The sequence below is a fragment of the Streptomyces sp. M2CJ-2 genome, assembly GCF_016757295.1.
GTDB lineage: Bacteria > Actinomycetota > Actinomycetes > Streptomycetales > Streptomycetaceae > Streptomyces.
This window is the reverse complement of record NZ_JAESIF010000002.1, coordinates 42,350-61,935: the sequence shown is the minus strand read 5'-3', so window position 1 is coordinate 61,935 and position 19,586 is coordinate 42,350. Positions and strand designations below refer to the sequence as shown.

At 72.5% G+C, this 19,586-nt stretch carries 19 protein-coding genes; 10 read left to right on the top strand and 9 right to left on the bottom strand.

From position 1 onward, the window contains the following. The first annotated feature begins 43 nt into the window (after window positions 1-43). Complete coding sequence (locus JL475_RS02730; protein WP_202274754.1) at window positions 44-1,189, top strand: hypothetical protein; 1,146 nt, start codon at window positions 44-46, stop codon at window positions 1,187-1,189. A 12-nt stretch (window positions 1,190-1,201) separates the two neighbouring features. Here the strand turns inward: JL475_RS02730 and JL475_RS02725 are convergent, their stop codons facing one another. Further along, window positions 1,202-1,369 carry a hypothetical protein gene (locus JL475_RS02725; protein ID WP_202274752.1) on the bottom strand — a complete coding sequence of 56 codons (168 nt, stop codon included), beginning with the start codon at window positions 1,367-1,369 and terminating at the stop codon, window positions 1,202-1,204. A gap of 98 nt (window positions 1,370-1,467) precedes the next feature. Here JL475_RS02725 and JL475_RS02720 point away from each other — a divergent pair, with 98 nt between their 5' ends. Both JL475_RS02720 and JL475_RS02715 read left to right on the top strand, forming a co-directional pair. Then, a complete protein-coding gene (locus tag JL475_RS02720; protein WP_202274750.1) occupies window positions 1,468-2,811 on the top strand; it encodes a helix-turn-helix transcriptional regulator in 1,344 nt (447 codons plus the stop codon). Between the two features lie 61 nt (window positions 2,812-2,872). Continuing rightward, window positions 2,873-3,139 (top strand): hypothetical protein, encoded by a 267-nt coding sequence (locus JL475_RS02715; protein WP_202274748.1) that lies wholly within the window; start codon window positions 2,873-2,875, stop codon window positions 3,137-3,139. A 39-nt stretch (window positions 3,140-3,178) separates the two neighbouring features. Here the strand turns inward: JL475_RS02715 and JL475_RS02710 are convergent, their stop codons facing one another. Then, window positions 3,179-3,988, bottom strand: a complete 810-nt coding sequence (locus JL475_RS02710; protein WP_202274746.1) for a hypothetical protein — start codon at window positions 3,986-3,988, stop codon at window positions 3,179-3,181. A 297-nt stretch (window positions 3,989-4,285) separates the two neighbouring features. Between JL475_RS02710 and JL475_RS02705 the strand changes: the two genes are divergently transcribed. Continuing rightward, window positions 4,286-5,281, top strand: a complete 996-nt coding sequence (locus tag JL475_RS02705) for a nucleoside hydrolase (RefSeq protein WP_202274745.1) — start codon at window positions 4,286-4,288, stop codon at window positions 5,279-5,281. Between the two features lie 74 nt (window positions 5,282-5,355). On the opposite strand, the gene JL475_RS02700 is transcribed toward JL475_RS02705, so the two are convergent. After that, window positions 5,356-6,324, bottom strand: coding sequence for an LAETG motif-containing sortase-dependent surface protein (locus JL475_RS02700; RefSeq protein WP_202274744.1), 969 nt, complete (start codon window positions 6,322-6,324; stop codon window positions 5,356-5,358). Window positions 6,325-6,629: 305 nt separating this feature from the next. Here JL475_RS02700 and JL475_RS02695 point away from each other — a divergent pair, with 305 nt between their 5' ends. The 4 genes from JL475_RS02695 (at window position 6,630) to JL475_RS02680 (ending at window position 9,999) form a co-directional block, all read left to right on the top strand. Beyond that, window positions 6,630-8,423 (top strand): glycoside hydrolase family 13 protein, encoded by a 1,794-nt coding sequence (locus JL475_RS02695; protein ID WP_202274739.1) that lies wholly within the window; start codon window positions 6,630-6,632, stop codon window positions 8,421-8,423. Window positions 8,424-8,630: 207 nt separating this feature from the next. Further along, window positions 8,631-9,002, top strand: coding sequence for a DUF6479 family protein (locus JL475_RS02690; protein ID WP_202274738.1), 372 nt, complete (start codon window positions 8,631-8,633; stop codon window positions 9,000-9,002). 171 nt (window positions 9,003-9,173) lie between these two features. Further along, window positions 9,174-9,554, top strand: coding sequence for a MerR family transcriptional regulator (locus tag JL475_RS02685; RefSeq protein ID WP_202274737.1), 381 nt, complete (start codon window positions 9,174-9,176; stop codon window positions 9,552-9,554). A 241-nt stretch (window positions 9,555-9,795) separates the two neighbouring features. Next, window positions 9,796-9,999 (top strand): cold-shock protein, encoded by a 204-nt coding sequence (locus tag JL475_RS02680; RefSeq protein WP_004985680.1) that lies wholly within the window; start codon window positions 9,796-9,798, stop codon window positions 9,997-9,999. A gap of 268 nt (window positions 10,000-10,267) precedes the next feature. Here JL475_RS02680 and JL475_RS02675 read toward each other — a convergent pair whose 3' ends face one another. After that, on the bottom strand, window positions 10,268-10,594 hold the full coding sequence (locus JL475_RS02675; RefSeq protein WP_202274736.1) for an antibiotic biosynthesis monooxygenase: 327 nt from the start codon (window positions 10,592-10,594) through the stop codon (window positions 10,268-10,270). A gap of 46 nt (window positions 10,595-10,640) precedes the next feature. Continuing rightward, window positions 10,641-11,603, bottom strand: a complete 963-nt coding sequence (locus JL475_RS02670; protein ID WP_202274735.1) for a hypothetical protein — start codon at window positions 11,601-11,603, stop codon at window positions 10,641-10,643. 442 nt (window positions 11,604-12,045) lie between these two features. Here JL475_RS02670 and JL475_RS02665 point away from each other — a divergent pair, with 442 nt between their 5' ends. After that, the gene (locus JL475_RS02665; protein ID WP_307824958.1) at window positions 12,046-13,191 is read left to right on the top strand and encodes a substrate-binding domain-containing protein; all 1,146 of its coding nucleotides are present in this window, start codon (window positions 12,046-12,048) and stop codon (window positions 13,189-13,191) included. Window positions 13,192-13,216: 25 nt separating this feature from the next. Here JL475_RS02665 and JL475_RS02660 read toward each other — a convergent pair whose 3' ends face one another. From JL475_RS02660 to JL475_RS02645, 4 genes are all read right to left on the bottom strand, one after another. Continuing rightward, window positions 13,217-13,588 (bottom strand): hypothetical protein, encoded by a 372-nt coding sequence (locus JL475_RS02660; RefSeq protein WP_202274733.1) that lies wholly within the window; start codon window positions 13,586-13,588, stop codon window positions 13,217-13,219. A gap of 125 nt (window positions 13,589-13,713) precedes the next feature. Beyond that, on the bottom strand, window positions 13,714-15,045 hold the full coding sequence (locus JL475_RS02655; protein ID WP_202274732.1) for an alpha/beta fold hydrolase: 1,332 nt from the start codon (window positions 15,043-15,045) through the stop codon (window positions 13,714-13,716). A 237-nt stretch (window positions 15,046-15,282) separates the two neighbouring features. Then, the gene (locus tag JL475_RS02650; protein ID WP_202274731.1) at window positions 15,283-16,803 is read right to left on the bottom strand and encodes a DEAD/DEAH box helicase; all 1,521 of its coding nucleotides are present in this window, start codon (window positions 16,801-16,803) and stop codon (window positions 15,283-15,285) included. A 299-nt stretch (window positions 16,804-17,102) separates the two neighbouring features. After that, window positions 17,103-17,306, bottom strand: a complete 204-nt coding sequence (locus tag JL475_RS02645; RefSeq protein WP_109379033.1) for a cold-shock protein — start codon at window positions 17,304-17,306, stop codon at window positions 17,103-17,105. A 341-nt stretch (window positions 17,307-17,647) separates the two neighbouring features. Here JL475_RS02645 and JL475_RS02640 point away from each other — a divergent pair, with 341 nt between their 5' ends. Next, window positions 17,648-19,576 (top strand): glycoside hydrolase family 5 protein, encoded by a 1,929-nt coding sequence (locus JL475_RS02640; protein ID WP_202274730.1) that lies wholly within the window; start codon window positions 17,648-17,650, stop codon window positions 19,574-19,576. Window positions 19,577-19,586: the final 10 nt, after the last annotated feature.

Genomic DNA, 19,586 nt, shown 5'->3' with positions numbered 1-19,586 from the left:
TCGACAGGCCGATCGACCGGGTGATCGACAGAGGGAGGGAACCGTGTCAGGGACCACGCCCGGGACCGTGCTGCTGCTGGCGGCCTCGCCGCTGGGACGGGGGCGGCTGGTGGACGCGGCGTCGGTGCTTCCCGTCCTCGCGGCCGTACCGCCCGCGGTGCTGTCCGGCACGGACACCGCGAACGTCGTCGAACTCGCCGACCCGCTCGAGCCGCAGGCCGTCCTGACCCGGCTGCGCGCCGCCGCGACCGCTCCCGGCCCGCTCACCGTGTACGTCGCCGGACAGTTGCTGCTCGACCGCCGCCAGCGCCTGCCCCATCTGGCGCTGGCCCGCACCACCGCGTCGACCGCGCGCTACACGGCGTTCCCGTGGCACTGGTTCCGGGAGGAGCTGCGGCTGCGGCCCCCGGGCGCCACGACGTTGATACTCGACCTGTACGCGGACCCGGAGACCTGGCAGGCACTGTGCTCCCCGCGGACACCCCGGCTGTTGCCCCACCAGCAGCCCCTCCCGCAGACCCCGGTGCCGGCCCCGCCGACGTCGTTCGTGCTCGACTCCGGCCGTGACACCGCCGTGTACGGCCGCGTCGCGCCGCCGCCCTCCCGTCGTACGGTCGCGGTGCCGGCGTACATGAAGGCGGTCGCGACGCTGCTGCGCAGCGGACGGCGTCCGTCGAACGAGGAACTGCACCAGCAGGCGCTGACCCGGGTCGCCGCGGAGAGCGCGCACCCCGGTCTCGTCCTGGCGCGATGCGGGTCCGGGCCCGCCCCGGGGGACCCGCACGCGGCCATCACGGCGGCCGTGCGGTCCGGCCGCCACGCGGACGCCGACGCGCTCGCCGCGCGGCACGAGCACAGTGCCGTCCTCGCGTACGGACCCGCCTCCGAGGAGGCGCTGCACTGGGCCGAGGTCCGTGCCGATCTGGCGATGCTGGCCGGGGACGCGGCGCTCAGCTGCCGTACCTGGCTGACGGTGGCCGCCGCACGGCTGAACACCGGCCAGGCGGTGGACGCCTCCGTCGTCGAGACGGCCGTGGACCGGGCGCACCACCAGTGGGGCCGGATCGAGGATCCGGTACGGGCCCGTGAACTCGGCTTACTGCTGGCGGAGTTGCGCGCCCGCGTGCCCGGACGGCAGCAGGGGGCCCTGGAGCACGTATGGCGGCAGCTGAGCCAGTTGCAGACGTAGAGCTGACGGACCCTAGCGGACGGCGGCCTCCACCGGGGCCGTGGTGCGCTGCTCCGACTCCTCGGCGTGGGTGGCCTTGGACGGGCCCGCGTTGGCTGCCAGGACCAGTGCGACGACCGCGGCGACGGCCGCGACGAAGCCTCTGGCGTAACGCCTGGTGGTGCGAATGCGTTCCAGCACGGCGACCTCGCAACAGCGACGGGTTAAGCGGGTTTAATCCGCGGTTTAACCTAGGGGTTGTCGGTCTCGAACGGCAAGAGGCACAGGGGGAGTTGGCGGTGGGGGAGCGTGACGATCCGGACGTCATCGGGCGCCGGGTGCAGCGGCTGCGCGTGCAGTGCGGGCTGACCCAGAAACAGCTGGCCGAGCCGGTGTACACCCCTGCTTACGTCTCCACGCTGGAGGCCGGACGGGTGCGGCCCTCCGACGACGCCCTGCGGCATCTCGCCGACCGGCTCGGAGTCACGTTCGACGAACTGGCGACCGGGCGTTCGGCGCGGCTCGTCACCGAGTTACGGCTCCGGCTGACCGAGGCCCAGCGCTCCCTCGCCCTGGGTGAGGCCGCGGCGGCGGTGCGGCAGTACTCCGGGCTGTTCGCCGAGGCCGAGGCGCAGGACCTCGCCGAGGAGCAGGCCGCCGCGCTGCTCGGGCTCGGTGAGTGCGCGCTGGAGGCCGGTGAACTGGAGCCCGGCCGCGAGTACTTCGAACGGGCAGAGAAACGTCTCGCCGACGCCCCGCTGCCGGCCCGGGTGCCGGCGCTGCGCGGACGGGCCGTCGCGCACTACCTCGCGGGCGAACTCCGGTACGCGGTCTACCTGCTGGAGTCCACCATCGACGAGCTGAACCGGTCCGGGCTGCACGACCCGGACGCGCTGCTGCTGCTCTACGCCAGCGTGATCGGCCCGTACATGGACATGGGTGCACACGCGCGTGCCGCCCAGGCGGCGGAGCTCGCACTGACGCTCGCCCCGCAGGCCGGTGACCCGGCGCTGGTGGCGCGCATGCACCGGTCGGTCGCCCGCACCCTGCTCGCCGAGGGCCGGATCGCCGAGGCCGACGCCTCGCTGGCCAAGGCGGCCGAGCTGTACCGCGGACTGCGCCTGCGTACGGAGCTCGCCAACTGCCACTGGATGCGCGGGTACGTGTATGCGCAGAACGGCGAACTCGATCTGGCGGAAGGCGAGTTGCGTCAGGCGTTGGAGATGCTGTCGGCCACCCGTGCCGTCCTCTACAGCAGTCAGGTCACCGTGGAGCTGGCCGACGTACTGCACCGGCGCGGCAGTTCGCGGGAGGCGGCCGGCCTGCTGCGGGACGTGCTCGGCGGTCTCTCCCCCGAACGGGGCGCGGTGCACGCGGCGGCGGCGCACCGGCTGCTCGGCATCATCGCCGAGGACGTGCGCGACACCGAGCAGGCCGAGGAGCACTACGTCCGCGCGATGGGCCTGCTGGAGCGTGCGGGGGCGGCCGGCGACCTGGCCGACCTGTGCCGCCTCCTCGGCGACCTGCTCCGCCGCACCGGCCGCGTCGAGGCCGCCCTGGACGCCTATCGCACCGGTCTCGGCCACCGCGCGGCCCCGGGCACCACGACCCTGGGGTCGGCCCCCGCCCAGCCCCCGGTCTGAGCGGAAGCGCAGAAGCCGAAACCCTTCGGAAAGTGCCGCCCCGGTTGCCTAAGCTGCCGGAATGGACATGGTCGCCTTCCTCATAGTGTTCCTCGGCATTCTGACCATCAAGGTCGAGATCTCCCGGGCCGACCGCCGTGCCGCCCGTCTCGAGCGCAAGCTCGACCTCGTACTCGAGCACCTGGACCTGCACGAGGAGGTCCCGCGCCGGGAGGAGATCGTCGCGCTCGTGCGGGAGGGCAAGAGGATCCAGGCGGTCAAGGCCTACCGCGAGGCCACCGGAGCGGGCCTGGCCGAGGCCAAGGAGGCCGTGGACCGTCTGGGCTGAGCGGAACCGGGTGACCGGAACGGGGTGACCGGAACGCGGTCAGACCTCCGCGCGCCCCTGCTTCCTGATCTCCGCCAGCCGGTCCGCCCCGAACTCCGCGATCACCTGGGTGAGTTCGGAAAGAACCTCGCCGAAGCCGCCGTTGGTGAGGGTGATGGTGTCCTCGCCGATGCGGACCACCGCGACGTCCAGGGTGAGATGTGTCGACTCCCCGTCGGGCGCCTTGCCGGTCATGCTGACCCGCAACGCCTGCCGGGCGTCCCCGATCTCCGGCAGCCGCAGCGCGTCGACCTCGGCCTCCTGCACGCCGTCCCGCTTGGTCGTCGCCTTGAACTCCCCGCACTTCTCGGGCAGTCCGCCGAGCCACTTCAGTGTGCGGTCCACGTCGGCGGGCCGGTACGCGGCGACCTGGTAGCGCAGTTGGGCGCCGTTGTAGGCGTCGTCCAGGGTGACCACGGCCCGCGGTCCGGTCGGCGTGCCGAACAGCTCCTCCGTGTAGAGGACGTCGAGCAGACGCCGGCAGTCGGCGTTCTTCGTGCTCGCCTTGAGCAGCCCGTCCCGCCAGGTCGCCGCGCCCCGCGTCGGCACCCAGGGCTGTCCCAGGTCCGTCTCCGTGATCAGTGCGGCCCGGACCTGTTCCTCGCTCAGCCCGGCGTCGGGCGGTGACGCGGAGGGCTGCTCGACGGCCGGCGCGGCGGAGGACGGCGAGGCCGGAGCCGGGGTGGAGACGGCCGACGGCACCACCGTCCCGTCCTGCCCGCCGACGGAACAGGCGGCCGTGGTCAGCAGCGCGGACACCGACAGCGCGGAGGCGAGAAGGGCACGGGCGGCGGCCTGGGCGTGCGTCATCGGGGGTGCCTCCTGGTGGAGCCGGGCTGCGGCTGTGTTCTGCTCGCCCAGGGTCGGGACGTGCTCTTACGGCACCACCGAGCCGCCCGCCCCACCAGCGCGGCGGTCCGTCCGGGTGAGCGCGCGGGGGAAGCCGTCCCCGCCCCCTTCGCGGCTCCGCTGTGTCACCTTTGTGTTCCCTTCTCGTCCGTGGTTCCCGTCCGTGGTTCCTGTCCGTGGTCCCCGTCCGTGGTTCCTGCCCCTGGTCCCCGCTCCTGGCTTTTCTCCGCCCCGCCCCGCCCCGAAGGAGTACGCGCCGTGCCGAACCGTCTGCCCATCCCGGTGATCATCGACTGCGACACGGGTGTCGACGACGCCCTGGCCCTGCTGTTCGCCGTCCGCCATCCGGGGATCGACCTGCGCGCGGTGACCTGTGTGGCCGGCAACACGGACGTGGACGGCGTCGTCCGCAACACGCTCACCGTGCTGGAACAGGCGGGCGCGCCCGGTATTCCGGTCGCCCGGGGCGCCGAGCGCCCGCTGATCGAGGCGCCGCGTTCCGCACGTCACGTCCACGGCCACGACGGTATGGGCGACCTCGGCCTGCCCGCCCCGCGGCGCCTCCCGGCGGACGTGGGCGCGGTGGCCCTGCTGCGCCGCGAGATCCTCGCCTCCCCGCGCCCGGTCACCCTGGTGCCCACCGCCCCGCTGACCAACATCGCGCTGCTGCTGCGGACGCATCCCGAGGTCACCCGCAACATCGAGCGGATCGTGTTCATGGGCGGCGCGGCGGGCGCCGGCAACGCCACCCCGGTGGCCGAGTTCAACGTCTGGCACGATCCGGAGGCCGCCGCGATCCTGCTCACCGCGGGGGTGCCGATCACGATGTACGGCCTGGACGTGTTCCACCGGGTCGTCGTCCCGGCGGCCGAGGTGCGCGGGCTGCGCGCGAGTACCGAACCGGGCGCCCGGCTGGCCGGTGACCTGCTGGCCCACCGGCCCGCGACACCCGGCAGCGTCCCCGACGACCCCACCGAGGACGCGGGCGGGCTCGGCGACGCGGGTGCGCTGTGCGCGGTCGTCGATCCGGAGGGCCTGACCACCCACCGGCTCCCCGTCGAGGTCTCCCTGGGCCCCGGCCCGGCCCGCGGCCAGACCGTGGTCGACCGCCGCCCCCGGATCGGCGAGTCCGAACTGCACGAGGGCACGCGCGCGCAGTGCCTGGTGGACGTCGGGCTGGACGTGGACGTACGGCGCTACGTGCGGCTCTATCTGGCGACCGTGGCGGGAGGAGGGTCCGGAGCGCAGCGGTAGGCCCGCTGTCCGCCCCGGACCCGAACGCCCGGCCCGCGGGGGAACGGGCCGGGCGTGTATGCGGGCGCTACCGGTTACCGGCTGTCGGTGCCGGCGCCGGTGCGCTTGCGGCGGGTGACCACGACGAGCGCCGCGCCGCCCGCCAGCAGAACCGCCGCGCCGATCGCGAACGGGCCGGTGTTGCTGTCGGCGCCGGTCTCCGCGAGGTTGTCGCTGCCGCCGTTCGGCGAGGCGCCCGGTTCGGTGGCCGGCTCGGAGGGGGACTGGTCGGGCGCGTCGGCGCCGGGCGTCGTGGACGGCCCGCCCGGCGTCTCGGAGGACGGCGGAGCGGTGTCCTCGGCGGGCTCTGACGGCTCCGACGGCTCCGACGGCTCCGGGGCGGAGGTGGACGGCTCGGGGGCCGGCTCCTCGGCCGGGGTGTCGGCGGTGCAGTCCCTCGTGCCGCCGTTCCAGGCCGCGATCAGCTTGTCCTTGATGACCGGACGGTCCGGCCCCTTCGGCAGCTCACCGTGCTCGAAGCCGTCGTTCGCGTCCAGCTTGCCGTCGAACTTCACGGCGCCCCGGTAGAGGTCGATCTGCGCGAAGCAGCCCTTGTCCGGGACGGCGATGTCGAGGGAATCGGTCGTGCCGGGCTTGACCGTCACCGTGTCGAAGTCGACGAAGACCTGCTCACCGGAGGAGGCGAAGGTGGCGCCGTGCGCCAGGTAGGAGGCGAGCGAGGCGGTGCAGGTGGTCGCGTCACCGGCGGTGCGGACCTCGATGTGGACCTTGCCGTCCTCACTGGGCCGCAGGTTCTGGTCGTCGACCTTGACGGAGTCGAAGAAGTTCTTGCCGTCGAGCGAGAACTGGCAGCGGTCGGTCTCGGTGACCGTGCCGGCACCGGTCCCCGGCCGGTAGTCGCCGCCCGACTTCCAGCCGTCCCCGCCGGGAGCGCCGTGGGCGGAGGCGGAGGTCGCGGCGACGGCGGTGGCCGCGCAGAGGGCGAGGGTCGCGGCGCCCGTCCCCAGCAGGCGGCGGGTGAGGACACGTCTCGCTATGGACATGCGGATCCCATTCTTGGCGTGTGCCGGAAACCGGGGCACGGCGGCAGGGCAGCACGCGGCGGCCGGCCGTCCCGGGCATGAGTGGTCGAAGAAACACGAGGCTCATCGGTCACATGTGCCTCAGTGCGCCTTCATGGTGGCCGCGCCGCATCACCCTGTCAACCTGCGTCGACGCAAGGGGAGTTGTGCACTCTTCACGTCTCCGTCACACCAGGAAGGAATGCCTCCGCTCCGCCCGTGTGTTCACTTTTGCGGCGTTCTGGACAGATTCATGCTGTCACCCGCACTCACTCGGAGGAGACCGCGTGACCGACCGCACCGATCCGCCCGCCCCCCGGCCCGCCCCGCCGACCTCCGCCCCGGCCGCACCCGTCACCGGCGTCCCGTCCGACGCCGCGCCCGACTTCTCCTCGCGCGATCCCGACTGGTGGCGGCAGGCCGTCGTCTACCAGGTCTATCCGCGCAGCTTCGCCGACGCCGACGGCGACGGTCTCGGCGACCTGCGCGGCGTCACCCGGCGCCTCATCCACCTCGCCGCCCTGGGTGTGGACGCCCTCTGGCTGAGCCCGTTCTACCCCTCCGAACTCGCCGACGGCGGTTACGACGTCGCCGACCCACGGGACGTCGACCCGCGCCTCGGCACCCTCGACGACTTCGGCGCGCTGGTCGCCGAGGCACACCGCCTGGGCCTCAAGGTGATCGTCGACATCGTCCCCAACCACACCTCCCACCGGCACGTCTGGTTCCAGGAGGCGCTGCGCGCCGGCCCCGGCTCCCCGGCCCGCGAGCGCTACGTCTTCCGTGACGGGCGCGGCCCGCGGGGCGAACACCCGCCCACCGACTGGCAGTCCGTCTTCGGCGGCAGCGCCTGGCGGCGGGTGCCCGACGGACAGTGGTACCTGCACCTCTTCGCCGCCGAACAGCCCGACCTGAACTGGGCGAACGAGGACGTCCGCGCCGACTTCCGCACCACCCTGCGGTTCTGGGCCGACCGGGGGGTGGACGGCTTCCGCGTCGACGTCGCGCACGCCCTCGCCAAGGACCTGAGCGAGCCGCTGCGCGACCTCGGCGCCCCCGGACTGAGCGGCGAGGCCGCCCTCACCGAGTTCCCGCCCGGCACCCACCCGTTCTACGACCGGGACGAGGTGCACGAGATCTACCGCGACTGGCGCAAGATCCTCGACGCCTACTCCCCGCCCCGCACGGCCGTCGCGGAGGCCTGGGTCCCCGGTGCCCGGCGCGCCCTGTACGCCCGGCCGGACGGACTGGGCCAGGCCTTCAACTTCGAGTATCTGCAGGCTCCCTGGGACGCGGAGGCGCTCCGCCGGGTCATCACCGACTCGCTCGCGACCGCCCGCGCGGCCGGCGCCCCGGCGACCTGGGTGCTCTCCAACCACGACGTCGTACGCCACGCCTCGCGCCTGATGCTGCCGCCGGGCACGGACGACAACGCCTGGCTGCTGTCCGGCGGACACGCCCCGGCCGTCGACACCGACGCCGGGCTGCGCCGCGCCCACGCGGCGACCCTGCTGATGCTGGCGCTGCCCGGCTCGGCCTACGTCTACCAGGGCGAGGAAATCGGCCTGCCCGAGGTCGCCGACCTGCCCACCGAGGTCCTCCAGGACCCGATCTGGGAGCAGACCGGCCACGTCCGCAAGGGCCGCGACGGCTGCCGGGTGCCGCTGCCCTGGACGACGACCGGACCGTCGTACGGCTTCGGCCCGGGCGGCGCCTGGCTGCCGCAGCCGCCGGGCTTCGGCGCGTACGCCGTCGAGGCGCAGGACGGGGCGCAGGCGCGGGAGGGGGTGCCGGGCTCGACCCTGGAGCTGTACCGCGCGGCCCTGCGCCTGCGCCGCAAGCTCCAGGAGGGCGAGACGCTGACCTGGGCGGAGGACACCCCCGCCGGGGTGCTGCGGTTCGACCGCAACGACGGCTGGCGCTGTGTGGCCAACCTGTCACCCGACCCGGTCCCCCTCCCCGCGGGCGAGGTCCTGCTGTCCAGCGCACCCTTGACCGGCGGCGACCTGGGCCCGGACACCACGGCCTGGCTGCTCCCCGAGACACCCCCCACCCCGAGCCCCCGCGCCGGGGTGGGGTGAGCGGGAAGGCCGGGGGCGGGCCCCGAGCTGCACACGTGGGGACGCGACGGCCCGTCCCGGCCTTCCCACCGTCAGTAACTTGTCATGGCGCGGAGGCCACCGCCTGCCGGAGCGGCCGAATGAGCGGGGGGCGCCCACCGAGGCCCCCGGGACGGACAAGTAGGGCATTCGTGTGCTTTATCTCACTTTCTCGTCCATAATCGGACCATGAACACGGCATCGTATGAACTGCTGGCCGCGAGCCAGCAAGTGCTGAGTCTGCTCGCGGCCTTCGTCGGCGGGCTGGTCGTGGCCGGCGCGCTGATCTGGGCCGTACGTGTCGGCATGAAGGTCATGGATCAAGAGGAGCCCCGCCCCGACCCCGAGGACCAGCCGAAGCTGCCGGAGACCGGCGCGGTCCACGAGACGCGGGAGATGCGGGAGCCGGACGAGATCTCGATGGTGTCCAGGGACGGCGAACGGCTCATGCCCTACCAGCTCCATCACGCCGCGACCAGAACCGGGAAGGACCAGCAGCGGCGGCGCTGGCTGCCCGGTTCCAGCGGCGGCTTCGGCAGTGGAGGTCCCGGGCACGTGTGAGCGCTCCCCCTCGTGAGAGGGGGAGTCCTGTCTCCCCGTGGGCGGAACAGGGGCAGACGGGGACATCTGTGTGCGCCGTGACAGTTTTTCCGCCGAGGCGATTAGAGTTCCGATGTGGGGAACCCGTCCCCGTGGCGGTCCGTGTCCCCTGCGGTCCGCAGGAAGGTGCGCATGCCCTCGGAGAGTCAGCCGTATGCGGGCGCCTCGCAGTCGGACGACGCCCGGCTGCCCGTCGCCGACCGGCTCGACGACGACCACTTCCCGGCCTACACCATGGGCAGGGCCGCCGAACTGGTCGGAGCGACACCCGCCTTCCTCCGCGCCCTGGGCGAGGCGGAACTGATCACCCCGACGCGTTCGGAAGGCGGCCACCGCCGCTACTCGCGCCACCAGTTGAAGCTCGCCGCCCGGGCCCGCGAGCTCGTCGACCAGGGGACTCCGGTCGACGCCGCGTGTCGCATCATCGACCTGGAGGAGCGGCTGGAGCAGGTCGAGCGGCTCAACGAGGAGCTGCGCCGACGGGGTGCGGATACCGTGCACCAGTACCACTGAAAATCTGCTACCGCCGGAACAGAAATCCGGCGTCCGTCAGGGAAATCTATTTCCTTAAACGCGTTGCCGGCATTATTTCTCGGTGATTTTCCTCGCTTGCCGTGGATATGGGCCATGCTAGGCTGACGTCAGTTGCAGTTGTGGTTGCCAGTTTGCTACCGGTTCTCCGGGCAGGTGATCATCGCGACGATGAGGGAATTCGTGAAGTGCGTTTTCCCAGCACTGTCTCAGGAGATTTGATATGGCCACCGGTACGGTGAAGTGGTTCAACTCGGAAAAGGGCTTCGGCTTCATCGAGCAGGACGGCGGCGGCGCTGACGTGTTCGCCCACTACTCGAACATCGCCACCTCGGGCTTCCGTGAGCTCCAGGAGGGCCAGAAGGTGACCTTCGACGTCACGCAGGGCCAGAAGGGCCCGCAGGCCGAGAACATCGTTCCCGCCTGACCCGTACGTACGCGAGTACGCAGGGATTTCAGCAGGGGCCCCGCACATCGGTGCGGGGCCCCTGCTCTGTGTTTCCCGGGTTCCGGACTCCGGCTCCCGCACGTATTTCCGCTGCCCGGGAAAGAAGGGCCGGCGGATCGAGCCCGGCCCATTCCGTCGAGTGCCCGCTCGTCGGCTCGTACGCCTCCCCACAGGACGGGCCTCCCCGCCGGACGGGAGACCGCCGTGTACGCGGTTCGGGTGAACGCGGGGACGCCGTGGCGGCGGGTCAGGCCTGCTGGGGGCCGGTCTGCTGGACCACCTCGAAGGACCACAGCGTCGCTCCCGTGGCCGCGGGCTTCGGGCGGTCGCCCTGCGCGCCCTCACCGCCGTGCGCGGCCTGGGCGCGGCCCTCCATCCAGCGCTGGAAGTCCTCCTCGGACCGCCAGCGGGTGTAGACGAGATAGGTGTCGGTGCCCTCCACCGGGCGCAGCAGCTCGAACCACTCGAAGCCGTCCGAGCCCTCCACCGCTCCCGCCCGCGCGGCGAACCGCTGCTCCAGCGTCTCCCGCTGCTCTTCCGGGACCGTGAGTACGTTGATCTTGACGATGCTCATGTTCCGATTGTTCCGCAGCACGGCGCGGAACACGTGCGGGGGGCGGTCAGCCGAGGCAGATCACCAGCAGGCACAGCTCGGAGCGGGACGTGCCCGGTGAGTCGGGCGGGGGCGTCGAGGGGTCCGGCGCTGCGGGCTGCGAGCCGCTCTGGCCTCCCGGCTTCCCGCTCCCGCTGTCCTCGCCGCCGGCGGCCGCCACGGGCGGGCTCGTCGGACGGGTCGCCGCACCGGAGCCGGAATCGGCACCGGTGCCCCCGGCGGAGCCGGAGCCGGCTTCCGCGCCGGAGTCGGTGGCCGGCGAGGTGGTCCGCGGCGGGGACGTCGCCGTCGTGGGCGCGCCGGTCGCGCCGTCCGGCCGGGTGTCCGACGCGATGGTGGGGGTCGACGCGGCGCCGGTCGACTGCGGGTCCGGGGCGTCGTCCGAGGCCGACTGCGCGGGCCGGTCCGGGGAGGACCGGTGCGTGCCGGGCGGGGTCGCCACGGGCGCGGGGTCGCCGTACTGCTCCGCGGGCCCCTTCGCGCCACCCATACCGGTGACCTCGGGTGCCGACGCGGCCTGGGTGCGGTCGCCGGAACCCCGGTCCATCGAGGCGACGGTGAGACCACCGCCGACGAGGGCCACCGCCGTGGCGACCAGGGCGCGGCGCTGGGTCTTCTTCCACCGCGCCAGCTGCCGTCGCCGCGCCGCCCGCCCCGTGGGCGCGGACATCGCCGACGCTGCGGACACCGCGGACACGGATGCGGACGCCGCCACGGGATCGAGGTCGGGGCCGGGGCCGGGGTCGGGGCCGAGGTCGAGACCATGGAGCGTACCGACACCCGTGTCGACACGCTCCGTGAACTCGGCGCCCCCGGTGGCTTCCGCGTCCGGGGATGCGGTCCTCGTCGCCGGGCCGGGGGCCGTGCGGCCGCCCATGGCGCTCGGCGCGATGTCGGGAGCGTAGGCGCCGCATCCGGGGCACACCAGGGCGCCGTTCAGATGCCGGCGACACGTGGAGCAGTAGTCCATCCGTTGTCTTCCTGAGTCGGCATGCACGCACCCGCCGAGCCGGAGACGGCCCGTTCGTGTTCGCACGCGAGAGCGAGTGGAGCAGGAACAGGCAACGCTAACCACACCCGCGAGCCGCTGTGTGCAGTCCGTGTGTCACTCCTGCGCACGTTCTCTGCCCGCTTCGCGTGAATGCCGTGAGCATGTGCGGCGCTCGGTGCCCGGGACGCTCCCGACGGAATGATGTTCATCGAGAATTCCCTGACACGACGGCGGTTCCGGAGCGGAGCGCACAGCCCATTCGGGTCGTCGCAGCCACAAATCGGACCGGTGGCAGCCGCTCAGGACGTGGAACCGACGGATGGGGCCGCGTGGCGGGCACGGTTTGACGCTGCCGGGCCGCGCGGCGTTGGCTGCCCCTCACCGGTTGCCACGCTGCACCCTCGCCCGGAAGGCACCTGATGTGAACCCCTGCACTTCTCGCACCACCCGTACCCGCCGCACCACTCTTGTGACGGTCGGCCTCACGGCTCTCTCGCTCCTCTCGCTCTCCGCGTGCGGTGCGCTCGGCGACACCGACGGGAGCAGTGACTCCGCGTCACCGAGCGAGCGCAACGACATCACGGTGGGTCTCCTCCTGCCCGACAAGGACGCGGCGCGCTACGAGAAGTTCGACCGCCCCCTCATCGAGGAGCGGGTCGGTGTTCTCACCGGCAAGGAGGGCAGGGTCGTCTACGCCAACGCCGGGGGGAGCACGGCGGAACAGAGTCGGCAGTTCGGCCGGATGATCGCCGACGAGGTCGACGTGATCCTGGTGAACGCGGTGGACTCCGAGGCCGTCGGGTCGGACGTGAAGAAGGCCAAGGCCGCGGGCATTCCCGTCATCGCCTACGACCGGCTCGCCGAGGGCCCGATCGACGCGTACGTGTCGCACGACAACGAGCTCGTCGGCGAGGTGCAGGGCCGCGCGATCGTCGACGAGCTCGGTGGCGAGGGGGAGAAAGGCAAGGTCGTCGTGATGAACGGCGCGCCCGGCGACCCGAACGCGGCCCTGTTCAAGAAGGGCGCGTTCAACGAGTTGAACGGGAACGTGGACATGGTCAAGACGTACGACACCGAGAAGTGGAGGCCCGAGGTCGCCAAGGCGAACATGGAGAAGGCGATCGACGCCGTCGGAGCCGACAACGTCGACGCCGTCTACTCGGCGAACGACAGCATGGCCGGAGCCGTCATCGAGGCGCTGGAGGAGGCGGGCGTCTCCGACCTCCCGCCGGTGACCGGGCAGGACGCCGACCTGGAGGCCGTGCAGCGGATCGTCGGGGGCACACAGCACATGACGGTGTACAAGTCGTTCCTGCTCGCGGCGGGCGGCGCCGCGGAGATCGCGGTGGCCCGGGTCCAGGGGCGGGACATCCAGTTCGACTCGCTGACCGGCGACCGCGTCGACAGCGCGACGCGGAAGGACATCCCGACGATGCTGATACCGGTGGTCGCCCTGACGCGGGACAACATCAAGGACACGGTGATCCGGGACGACGTCTACGACGTCAAGGACATCTGCACCGCCGAGTACCGGGCGGCCTGCGCCTCGATCGGCCTCACCCCGTAGACCACCGGCCGGCCCCGTCCGCGCGCTACGTCAACTGGTCCGCGTAGCCGATGTCCCCCACCGTCCAGGCGCTCACCTCGGAGAGGGCGACGCGGTACATCCCCCCGGTGTCGGGGATGCCGTAGCTCCCCTGGAGGATGCGGGCGACGTGGAAGTGGAGGTGGGAGGGGCGTGACGGGTCCCCGCCTCCGCCGGCCTCCGCGAACGGGACGGCGAAGTGGGTCAGCCGCGCGGAGTCGCGCAGCACCTCCGCCACCCGCTCTCTCCACAGGGCCTCGGGGGCCAGCCGTCCGGTGATGACGGCACCGGGGACCACCACGGTGAGTGACATCTGGCTGTCCCGGTCCGCCTCGACCATCGCGGCGACGGCGACGAGCAGATCGTCAGGGTGCGACATGCTCGAAGAGCGTAGCCGAGCCCCGGCCCCGCGGGGGGCCGGCGGCCCGGATCACTTCGACGTGGCGGCACTCGCGGTGGTGGTGCCCGGCTCCCGGGAGCCGGGCACCAGGACCGGTGCCGCCGTCAGGGCTGTACGGGCATGCTCCGGCAGTCGGAGGTGGCCCGCTTGCCGGACAGCCGGTCGGTCAGCCAGTCGACGGCGCTGCCCTGGTCGGTCAGCAGCGGTGCGAAGTGGTTGAGCAGTTCGCTGCCGACGTCGGGCAGGAGGACGGCCTTGTAGGTGACGTCGGCGCCCTTGCGGCACCAGTCGACGGCGAGGTCGCGGGCCTGTCCGTGCGGTACGAGGTCGTCGCTGACGCCCGTCGCCAGGCGGACGGGACCGGAGGGTTTCAGCGTGCCGATGCGCTGGCCGTCCAGGAACGCCCGGAGGGCCGGCGTGGCGGCGATGATGTCGCTGATGGAGCGTCCGTCGTGGGTCCACTCGGTGCTCCTGGTGGAGCCGTGGCCGAAGAGGGCGTCGCCGACGCACATCGTCGACAGGTCGGTGAGAGCGGCCTTGCCGACGGCGTTCAGACGCGCCTCGGCGATGGGTCTCAGGGACGGGTCGGACTGGAGGAAGCCGTTCAGCGACCAGCCCAGCGCTCCCGCCAGTTCACTGCCGTCGATGGCCTCGGTGACCGAGGCCAGGTCGGCGGGCGGTGCTCCGGCGTACGTCCCGGCGAGGGGGACGTCAGGGGCGTAGGAGGGCTGGAGTTCGGCGGCCGCCGCACTCGCCCCGCCGCCCTGGCTGTATCCGAAGAGCCCGACCGGGGAGTCGGCGGTGACCGAGGCCCCGCGCACCGAGCGGGCGGCGCGGACGGCGTCCAGGACCGCGTGGGCCTCGTCGACCCGGTTCACGTAGGTGTGCAGCCGGTCGGTCGTGCCCAGGCCCGCGTAGTCGGTGACGACCACGGCGATGCCCTTCGCGAGGAGGCGGTGGATCGCCAGGTTCTCGTAACCGACGGACACCGTCTCGCCGTTGAGCGTCAGCGGGCGTTCGAGCCCCAGGGACGCGGCGCACTGGTCGCCCTGCCCCATGGTGCCCGGTGCCACCGCGACCAGGGGGCGAGGACCGCGGCCCTTCCAGCGGGCGGCCGGTTCGAGGTAGGCGCCGGTGACGGCGACCGGTTGCCCGTTGGAGTCGGTGGACTTGTACATCAGCCGGGTCGCGCTTCCCGGCAGCGGACCCTTGAGGCCGGGCAGGCTCAGGGCCAGGGGGAGGGGCTCGCTCCGGACGAGGGTGCCGTCGGCGGCGGGCAGGCGGGCGGGCGGGTGGTAGAACGCGGGGATGGTGACCCCCCGGGACACGACCTCGTCCGTCGCCGCGGCGGGGGTGGCGGCGACCGCTTGGGCGCCGAGGGAGGCGGCGGCGGTGACCGTCGCGGCCAGAAGCCTGGTGCGCGGGCGTGGGGGCATGGCGAACCTCCTGTGAAGCAACAGGCGGGAAGCGGCCTCCGCGCCGCTCGGGGGGTGGTTCGGCCCGAACTTACCTAGGAGTAAGTTACTCGCGGTAGCACCAGGGAGGTCACGGTTCGGCAATGTGCCGACAGGCCCAGGCCCAGGCCCAGGTCCTGGTCCTGGGCTCGGCGCGGCGGCTGCGCCCGGACGCATCGCGCATCCTGACCGGGCTCGACCTGCGTGGCCGAGCCCGCCCTACCCCTTGGCGGACGGGCGGCGGCGGCCCTGGCCGGGGCGGCCGCGTCGGCCGCGGGACGAGGAACCGGAACGCGCGGGCTTGGCCTGGGCGGGCGGCGGAGCGAGGACGACGGGCACGCCCGAGGGTGCCTGGGCTCCGGTGATGCGGTTCAGTTCGGTCCCGCCGGGGCGTACCCGGGTGGTCTGCGGGGTGATGCCGGCGTCGCTCATCAGACGGGTCATGTCGCGGCGCTGGTGCGGCAGGACCAGGGTGACGACGGTGCCGGACTCACCGGCCCGGGCGGTGCGCCCGCCACGGTGCAGATAGTCCTTGTGGTCGCTGGGCGGATCGACGTTGACGACGAGGTCCAGGTTGTCGACGTGGATGCCGCGGGCCGCGACGTTGGTGGCCACCAGGACCGTGACGTGGCCGTCCTTGAACTGGGTCAGGGTCCGGGTGCGCTGGGACTGGGACTTCCCGCCGTGCAGGGCCGAGGCACGCACCCCGACGGCGAGGAGCTTCTTGGCCAGCCGGTCGGCGGCGTGCTTGGTGTCCAGGAACATGATCACGCGTCCGTCGCGGGCGGCGATCTCCGTGGTGGTGGCGTGCTTGTCGTCGTCGTCCACATGCAGCAGGTGGTGCTCCATCGTGGTGACCGCGCCCGCGGACGGGTCGACCGAGTGGACCACGGGATCGTGGAGGTAGGTGCGCACCAGACGGTCGACATTGCGGTCCAGCGTCGCGGAGAACAGCATGCGCTGACCCCCGGGACGCACCTGGTCGAGCAGGGCGGTCACCTGCGGCATGAAGCCCATGTCGGCCATCTGGTCCGCCTCGTCCAGGACGGTGACGGCGACCTGGTCCAGGCGGCAGTCGTCCCGGTCGATGAGGTCCTTGAGTCGGCCGGGCGTCGCGACGACGACCTCGGCCCCGGCGCGCAGAGCGCTCACCTGCCGGCCGATCGACACCCCGCCGACCACGGTGGCGATGCGCAGGCGCAGCGCGCGTGCGTAGGGGGTGAGGGCGTCGGTGACCTGCTGGGCGAGTTCCCGGGTGGGGACGAGGACGAGGGCCAGCGGCTGCCGGGGCTCGGCCCGCTGCCCGTCGGTGCGGGCCAGCAGGGCGAGGCCGAAGGCGAGCGTCTTGCCCGAGCCGGTGCGCCCGCGGCCCAGAACGTCCCGGCCGGCCAGCGAGTTCGGCAGCGTCGCGGCCTGGATCGGGAACGGGGTGGTCACGCCCTCGGCTCCGAGGGCGGTCAACAGCCGCTCGGGCATGTCGAGTTCGGAGAAGGACTCGACCGGGTCCAGCGCCGGGGTGAGGGTGACCGGCGGGGCGAACTCCCCACCGGACACGGCGGGACGGCCTCCGCGGCCTCCACGGCCGCCGCCGCGCCCGGCCTTGCCCGAACGGGAAGCGGCGCCCGGGCGGCCCGACCCCTGCGAGCGGACGCGGCCGCCCCGGCCGGAGCCCGTGGAGGCCTTCTCCGTACGGGAGCGGGAGGAGTTGTTGTTCGAACGGGCTGTGTGGTTGCGGTTCATGCGGAACCTTCCTCGATGCGGCACGTATCGAGGAATTCCTCCCAGCGGGGACCTGCACGGCCGCATGAGGATTCGCAAGAATGAGCCGAAGTGACAGTGAGACGGAGAATCGGCCGGCGGCCGGGAGCGGCGGATCGCAAGAGCGGGAGCGGGGCGCGCCGCGGGTGCGGGGACGGCGCCGGCTTCGTTGCCGGGCCGAGGGCCGAGGGAGAGGGAGAGGGAGAACGCAGTGGGCCGGGGCCCGCATCACAGAAGTGCGGGTCCCGGCCACGCGGCGCGCGTCGGCGTCGACGTCGGTGTCAGGCGGGAACGATGTTCTCGGCCTGCGGGCCCTTCTGGCCCTGCGTGACGTCGAAGGTCACCTTCTGGCCCTCCTGAAGCTCGCGGAAGCCGGAGGTGGCGATGTTCGAGTAGTGGGCGAACACGTCGGGGCCGCCGCCGTCCTGCTCGATGAAGCCGAAGCCCTTTTCCGCGTTGAACCACTTCACGGTGCCAGATGCCATATTGAATCTCCCTTGAGGGCAGTGATCGGGGCCCACACCCTGTGGGCCCGTCGTTGCAGCAACGATCCACCCGGCCGTATTCCTGGCGAGCCGTGAAGCTTTCCAGCAACAAAAAAGAGTGCTCGTCGACGGAAGGCCGGAAGAGCACTCGAAGTCTCACTCGACGTCTCGAAGTGGCGAGGAGTCGAAGAATCGAAGTCTCTGGTAACCGAAACTGCAACTCTTCACGGTAGCACGGCCCCGGTGCGCGCTGGCTCGGCCGCACGTAGGACTGGACCAATGCTGCTCCGGCCCTCATGATGGTCGCGACATGGGAATGGGCATGACAATCCAATTCTCGGGTGGTGGCCGTGCGCGGACTCTTCGGCAGGGCGGCTCTGGCCGCCGTACTCCTTCTGGCGCCCCTGACGCCCGCCGCCGCGACCGCGGCGCCGCGGGAGCCCGCCCCCGGGCCGGCGTCCGCCTCTGCCGAGGACTGGACGGCGCCCCTCAGCACCCGGGGCCGCTGGATCGTCGACGCGGACGGTGACCGTTTCAAGCTGCGGTCCGGCAACTGGCACGGAGCCAGCGGCACCTGGAACGGCTCGGGAAGCAGGGACGAGGACGCCGACCACCACGCCGGGGAGAACGCCGGCCGGATACCCCTCGGCCTGGACCGCGCCCCCATGGCCGAGATCATCGCCGGCTTCCGGGAGATCGGGATCAACAGCGTCCGGCTGCCCTTCTCCAACGAGATGATCCACGACGGCCGTCCCGTCACGGACGACTCCGTCGCCGCGAACCCCGTCCTGCGCGGGAGGACGCCGCTCCAGGTCTACGACGTCGTGATCCGTGAACTCACCGCCTCCGGACTCGCGGTGATCCTCAACAACCACACCAACACGACCCGTTGGTGCTGCGGCGTCGACGGCAACGAACGCTGGAACGCGAGCCAGTCCACCCAGAAGTGGGAGAACGACTGGCTGTTCATGGCCCGCCGCTACAAGGACAACCAACGAGTGGTGGGCGCCGACCTGTACAACGAGGTCCGCCGCACCGTCTGGGACGACCCCAACTGGGGTCTGGGCGACCGGCACGACTGGTTCACCGCCTCCCAGCGCCTGGGCGACCGCATCCTGACGGAGGCGAACGCCGACCTCCTCATCATCGTCGAGGGCATCAACTGGACCGGCATCCCCGTGGACGGCTTCGCGCACGAACGCCCCACGCTGGAGCCCGTACGCCGGCTCTCGCACACCCTCGTCGACTCCGGCAAGCTCGTGTACTCCGCCCACTTCTACGGCTACACCGGCCCGAACCACAGCGGTGCCACCGGAGTCGGCGAGACCACCGACCCCCGCTACCAGGACCTCACCCCCGCCGAACTGATCGACGTGCTGAACCGTCAGGCCTTCTACGTGTCGGCCGAACAGGACCGGCACTTCACCGCCCCCGTCTGGATCAGCGAGTTCGGTGTCGGAGGCCGCGGGGAGACGGGCGCCGAGCAGCGCGCCTGGTTCGAGAACTTCGTCGACCACCTGATCCGTACCGACGCCGACTTCGCGTACTGGCCGCTCGTCGGCTGGCACGACAACCGCGCGGGCAACGGCTGGGCGCTGCTGCACTGGGATGCCGCGGGCCACCGCATGGGCCTCCACGACGGCGACGACTGGCGTGCCGCCGCCTGGACCCGGCTCATCGGGGCCTCCGGCCGCACCGGCCGCATCAGCCCCGTGGCCGACTGGTCGATGCTCAGCCCCGACCACGCCGACTTCGTCGCCTCGCGGCGCATGCGCGCGCTCCCCGACTGGGACTCCGGCGCCCGCAAGGCCGTCTGCCCCGACGGACAGCGCCTCCTCGGCCTCAGCCACACGGGCAACCGGGGCCTGTGCTCCGACGTGACCGCCGGGCCCCTGTGGGACCCGACCCGCGGACACGAGGTGGTCACCGACGAGCGGCACGTCGCTCCGGGCGGCGACTGGGCGTCCGGCTACACCAAACTCCAGTGCCCCGACGGGTACTTCCTCACCGGTTACAGCGTCCGCGGCTCCGCCGTCTCGGCCGCCCTGTGCGCGGCCGCCCGGCCCGGCGCGATCACCGCCGCGGCCGGCCGTACGGTCTGGTTCGACCGGGGCGACAACAGGGGTCCGGCCCCCGGCGGCGGCGACTTCGGGCACGGCCACCACAAGGGCCAGTGCGCGGACGGCGAGTACGCGGCCGGCATCGCCTACACCGGCCGCATCGGCTCCTTCCGGACCCCGGACGCGCTGTACTGCCGCCCCCTGGGCTGACCGGCCCCCG

What these genes read in the sequence shown, in the direction of transcription:
- JL475_RS02715 (WP_202274748.1), top strand. Translation starts at nt 2,873, where the DNA reads ATGGACATGGTCGCCTTCCTCATAGTGTTCCTCGGCATTCTGACCATC.
- JL475_RS02710 (WP_202274746.1), bottom strand. Translation starts at nt 3,988, where the DNA reads ATGACGCACGCCCAGGCCGCCGCCCGTGCCCTTCTCGCCTCCGCGCTG.
- JL475_RS02700 (WP_202274744.1), bottom strand. Translation starts at nt 6,324, where the DNA reads ATGTCCATAGCGAGACGTGTCCTCACCCGCCGCCTGCTGGGGACGGGC.
- JL475_RS02690 (WP_202274738.1), top strand. Translation starts at nt 8,631, where the DNA reads ATGAACACGGCATCGTATGAACTGCTGGCCGCGAGCCAGCAAGTGCTG.
- JL475_RS02685 (WP_202274737.1), top strand. Translation starts at nt 9,174, where the DNA reads ATGCCCTCGGAGAGTCAGCCGTATGCGGGCGCCTCGCAGTCGGACGAC.
- JL475_RS02680 (WP_004985680.1), top strand. Translation starts at nt 9,796, where the DNA reads ATGGCCACCGGTACGGTGAAGTGGTTCAACTCGGAAAAGGGCTTCGGC.
- JL475_RS02675 (WP_202274736.1), bottom strand. Translation starts at nt 10,594, where the DNA reads ATGAGCATCGTCAAGATCAACGTACTCACGGTCCCGGAAGAGCAGCGG.
- JL475_RS02670 (WP_202274735.1), bottom strand. Translation starts at nt 11,603, where the DNA reads ATGGACTACTGCTCCACGTGTCGCCGGCATCTGAACGGCGCCCTGGTG.
- JL475_RS02660 (WP_202274733.1), bottom strand. Translation starts at nt 13,588, where the DNA reads ATGTCGCACCCTGACGATCTGCTCGTCGCCGTCGCCGCGATGGTCGAG.
- JL475_RS02655 (WP_202274732.1), bottom strand. Translation starts at nt 15,045, where the DNA reads ATGCCCCCACGCCCGCGCACCAGGCTTCTGGCCGCGACGGTCACCGCC.
- JL475_RS02650 (WP_202274731.1), bottom strand. Translation starts at nt 16,803, where the DNA reads ATGAACCGCAACCACACAGCCCGTTCGAACAACAACTCCTCCCGCTCC.
- JL475_RS02645 (WP_109379033.1), bottom strand. Translation starts at nt 17,306, where the DNA reads ATGGCATCTGGCACCGTGAAGTGGTTCAACGCGGAAAAGGGCTTCGGC.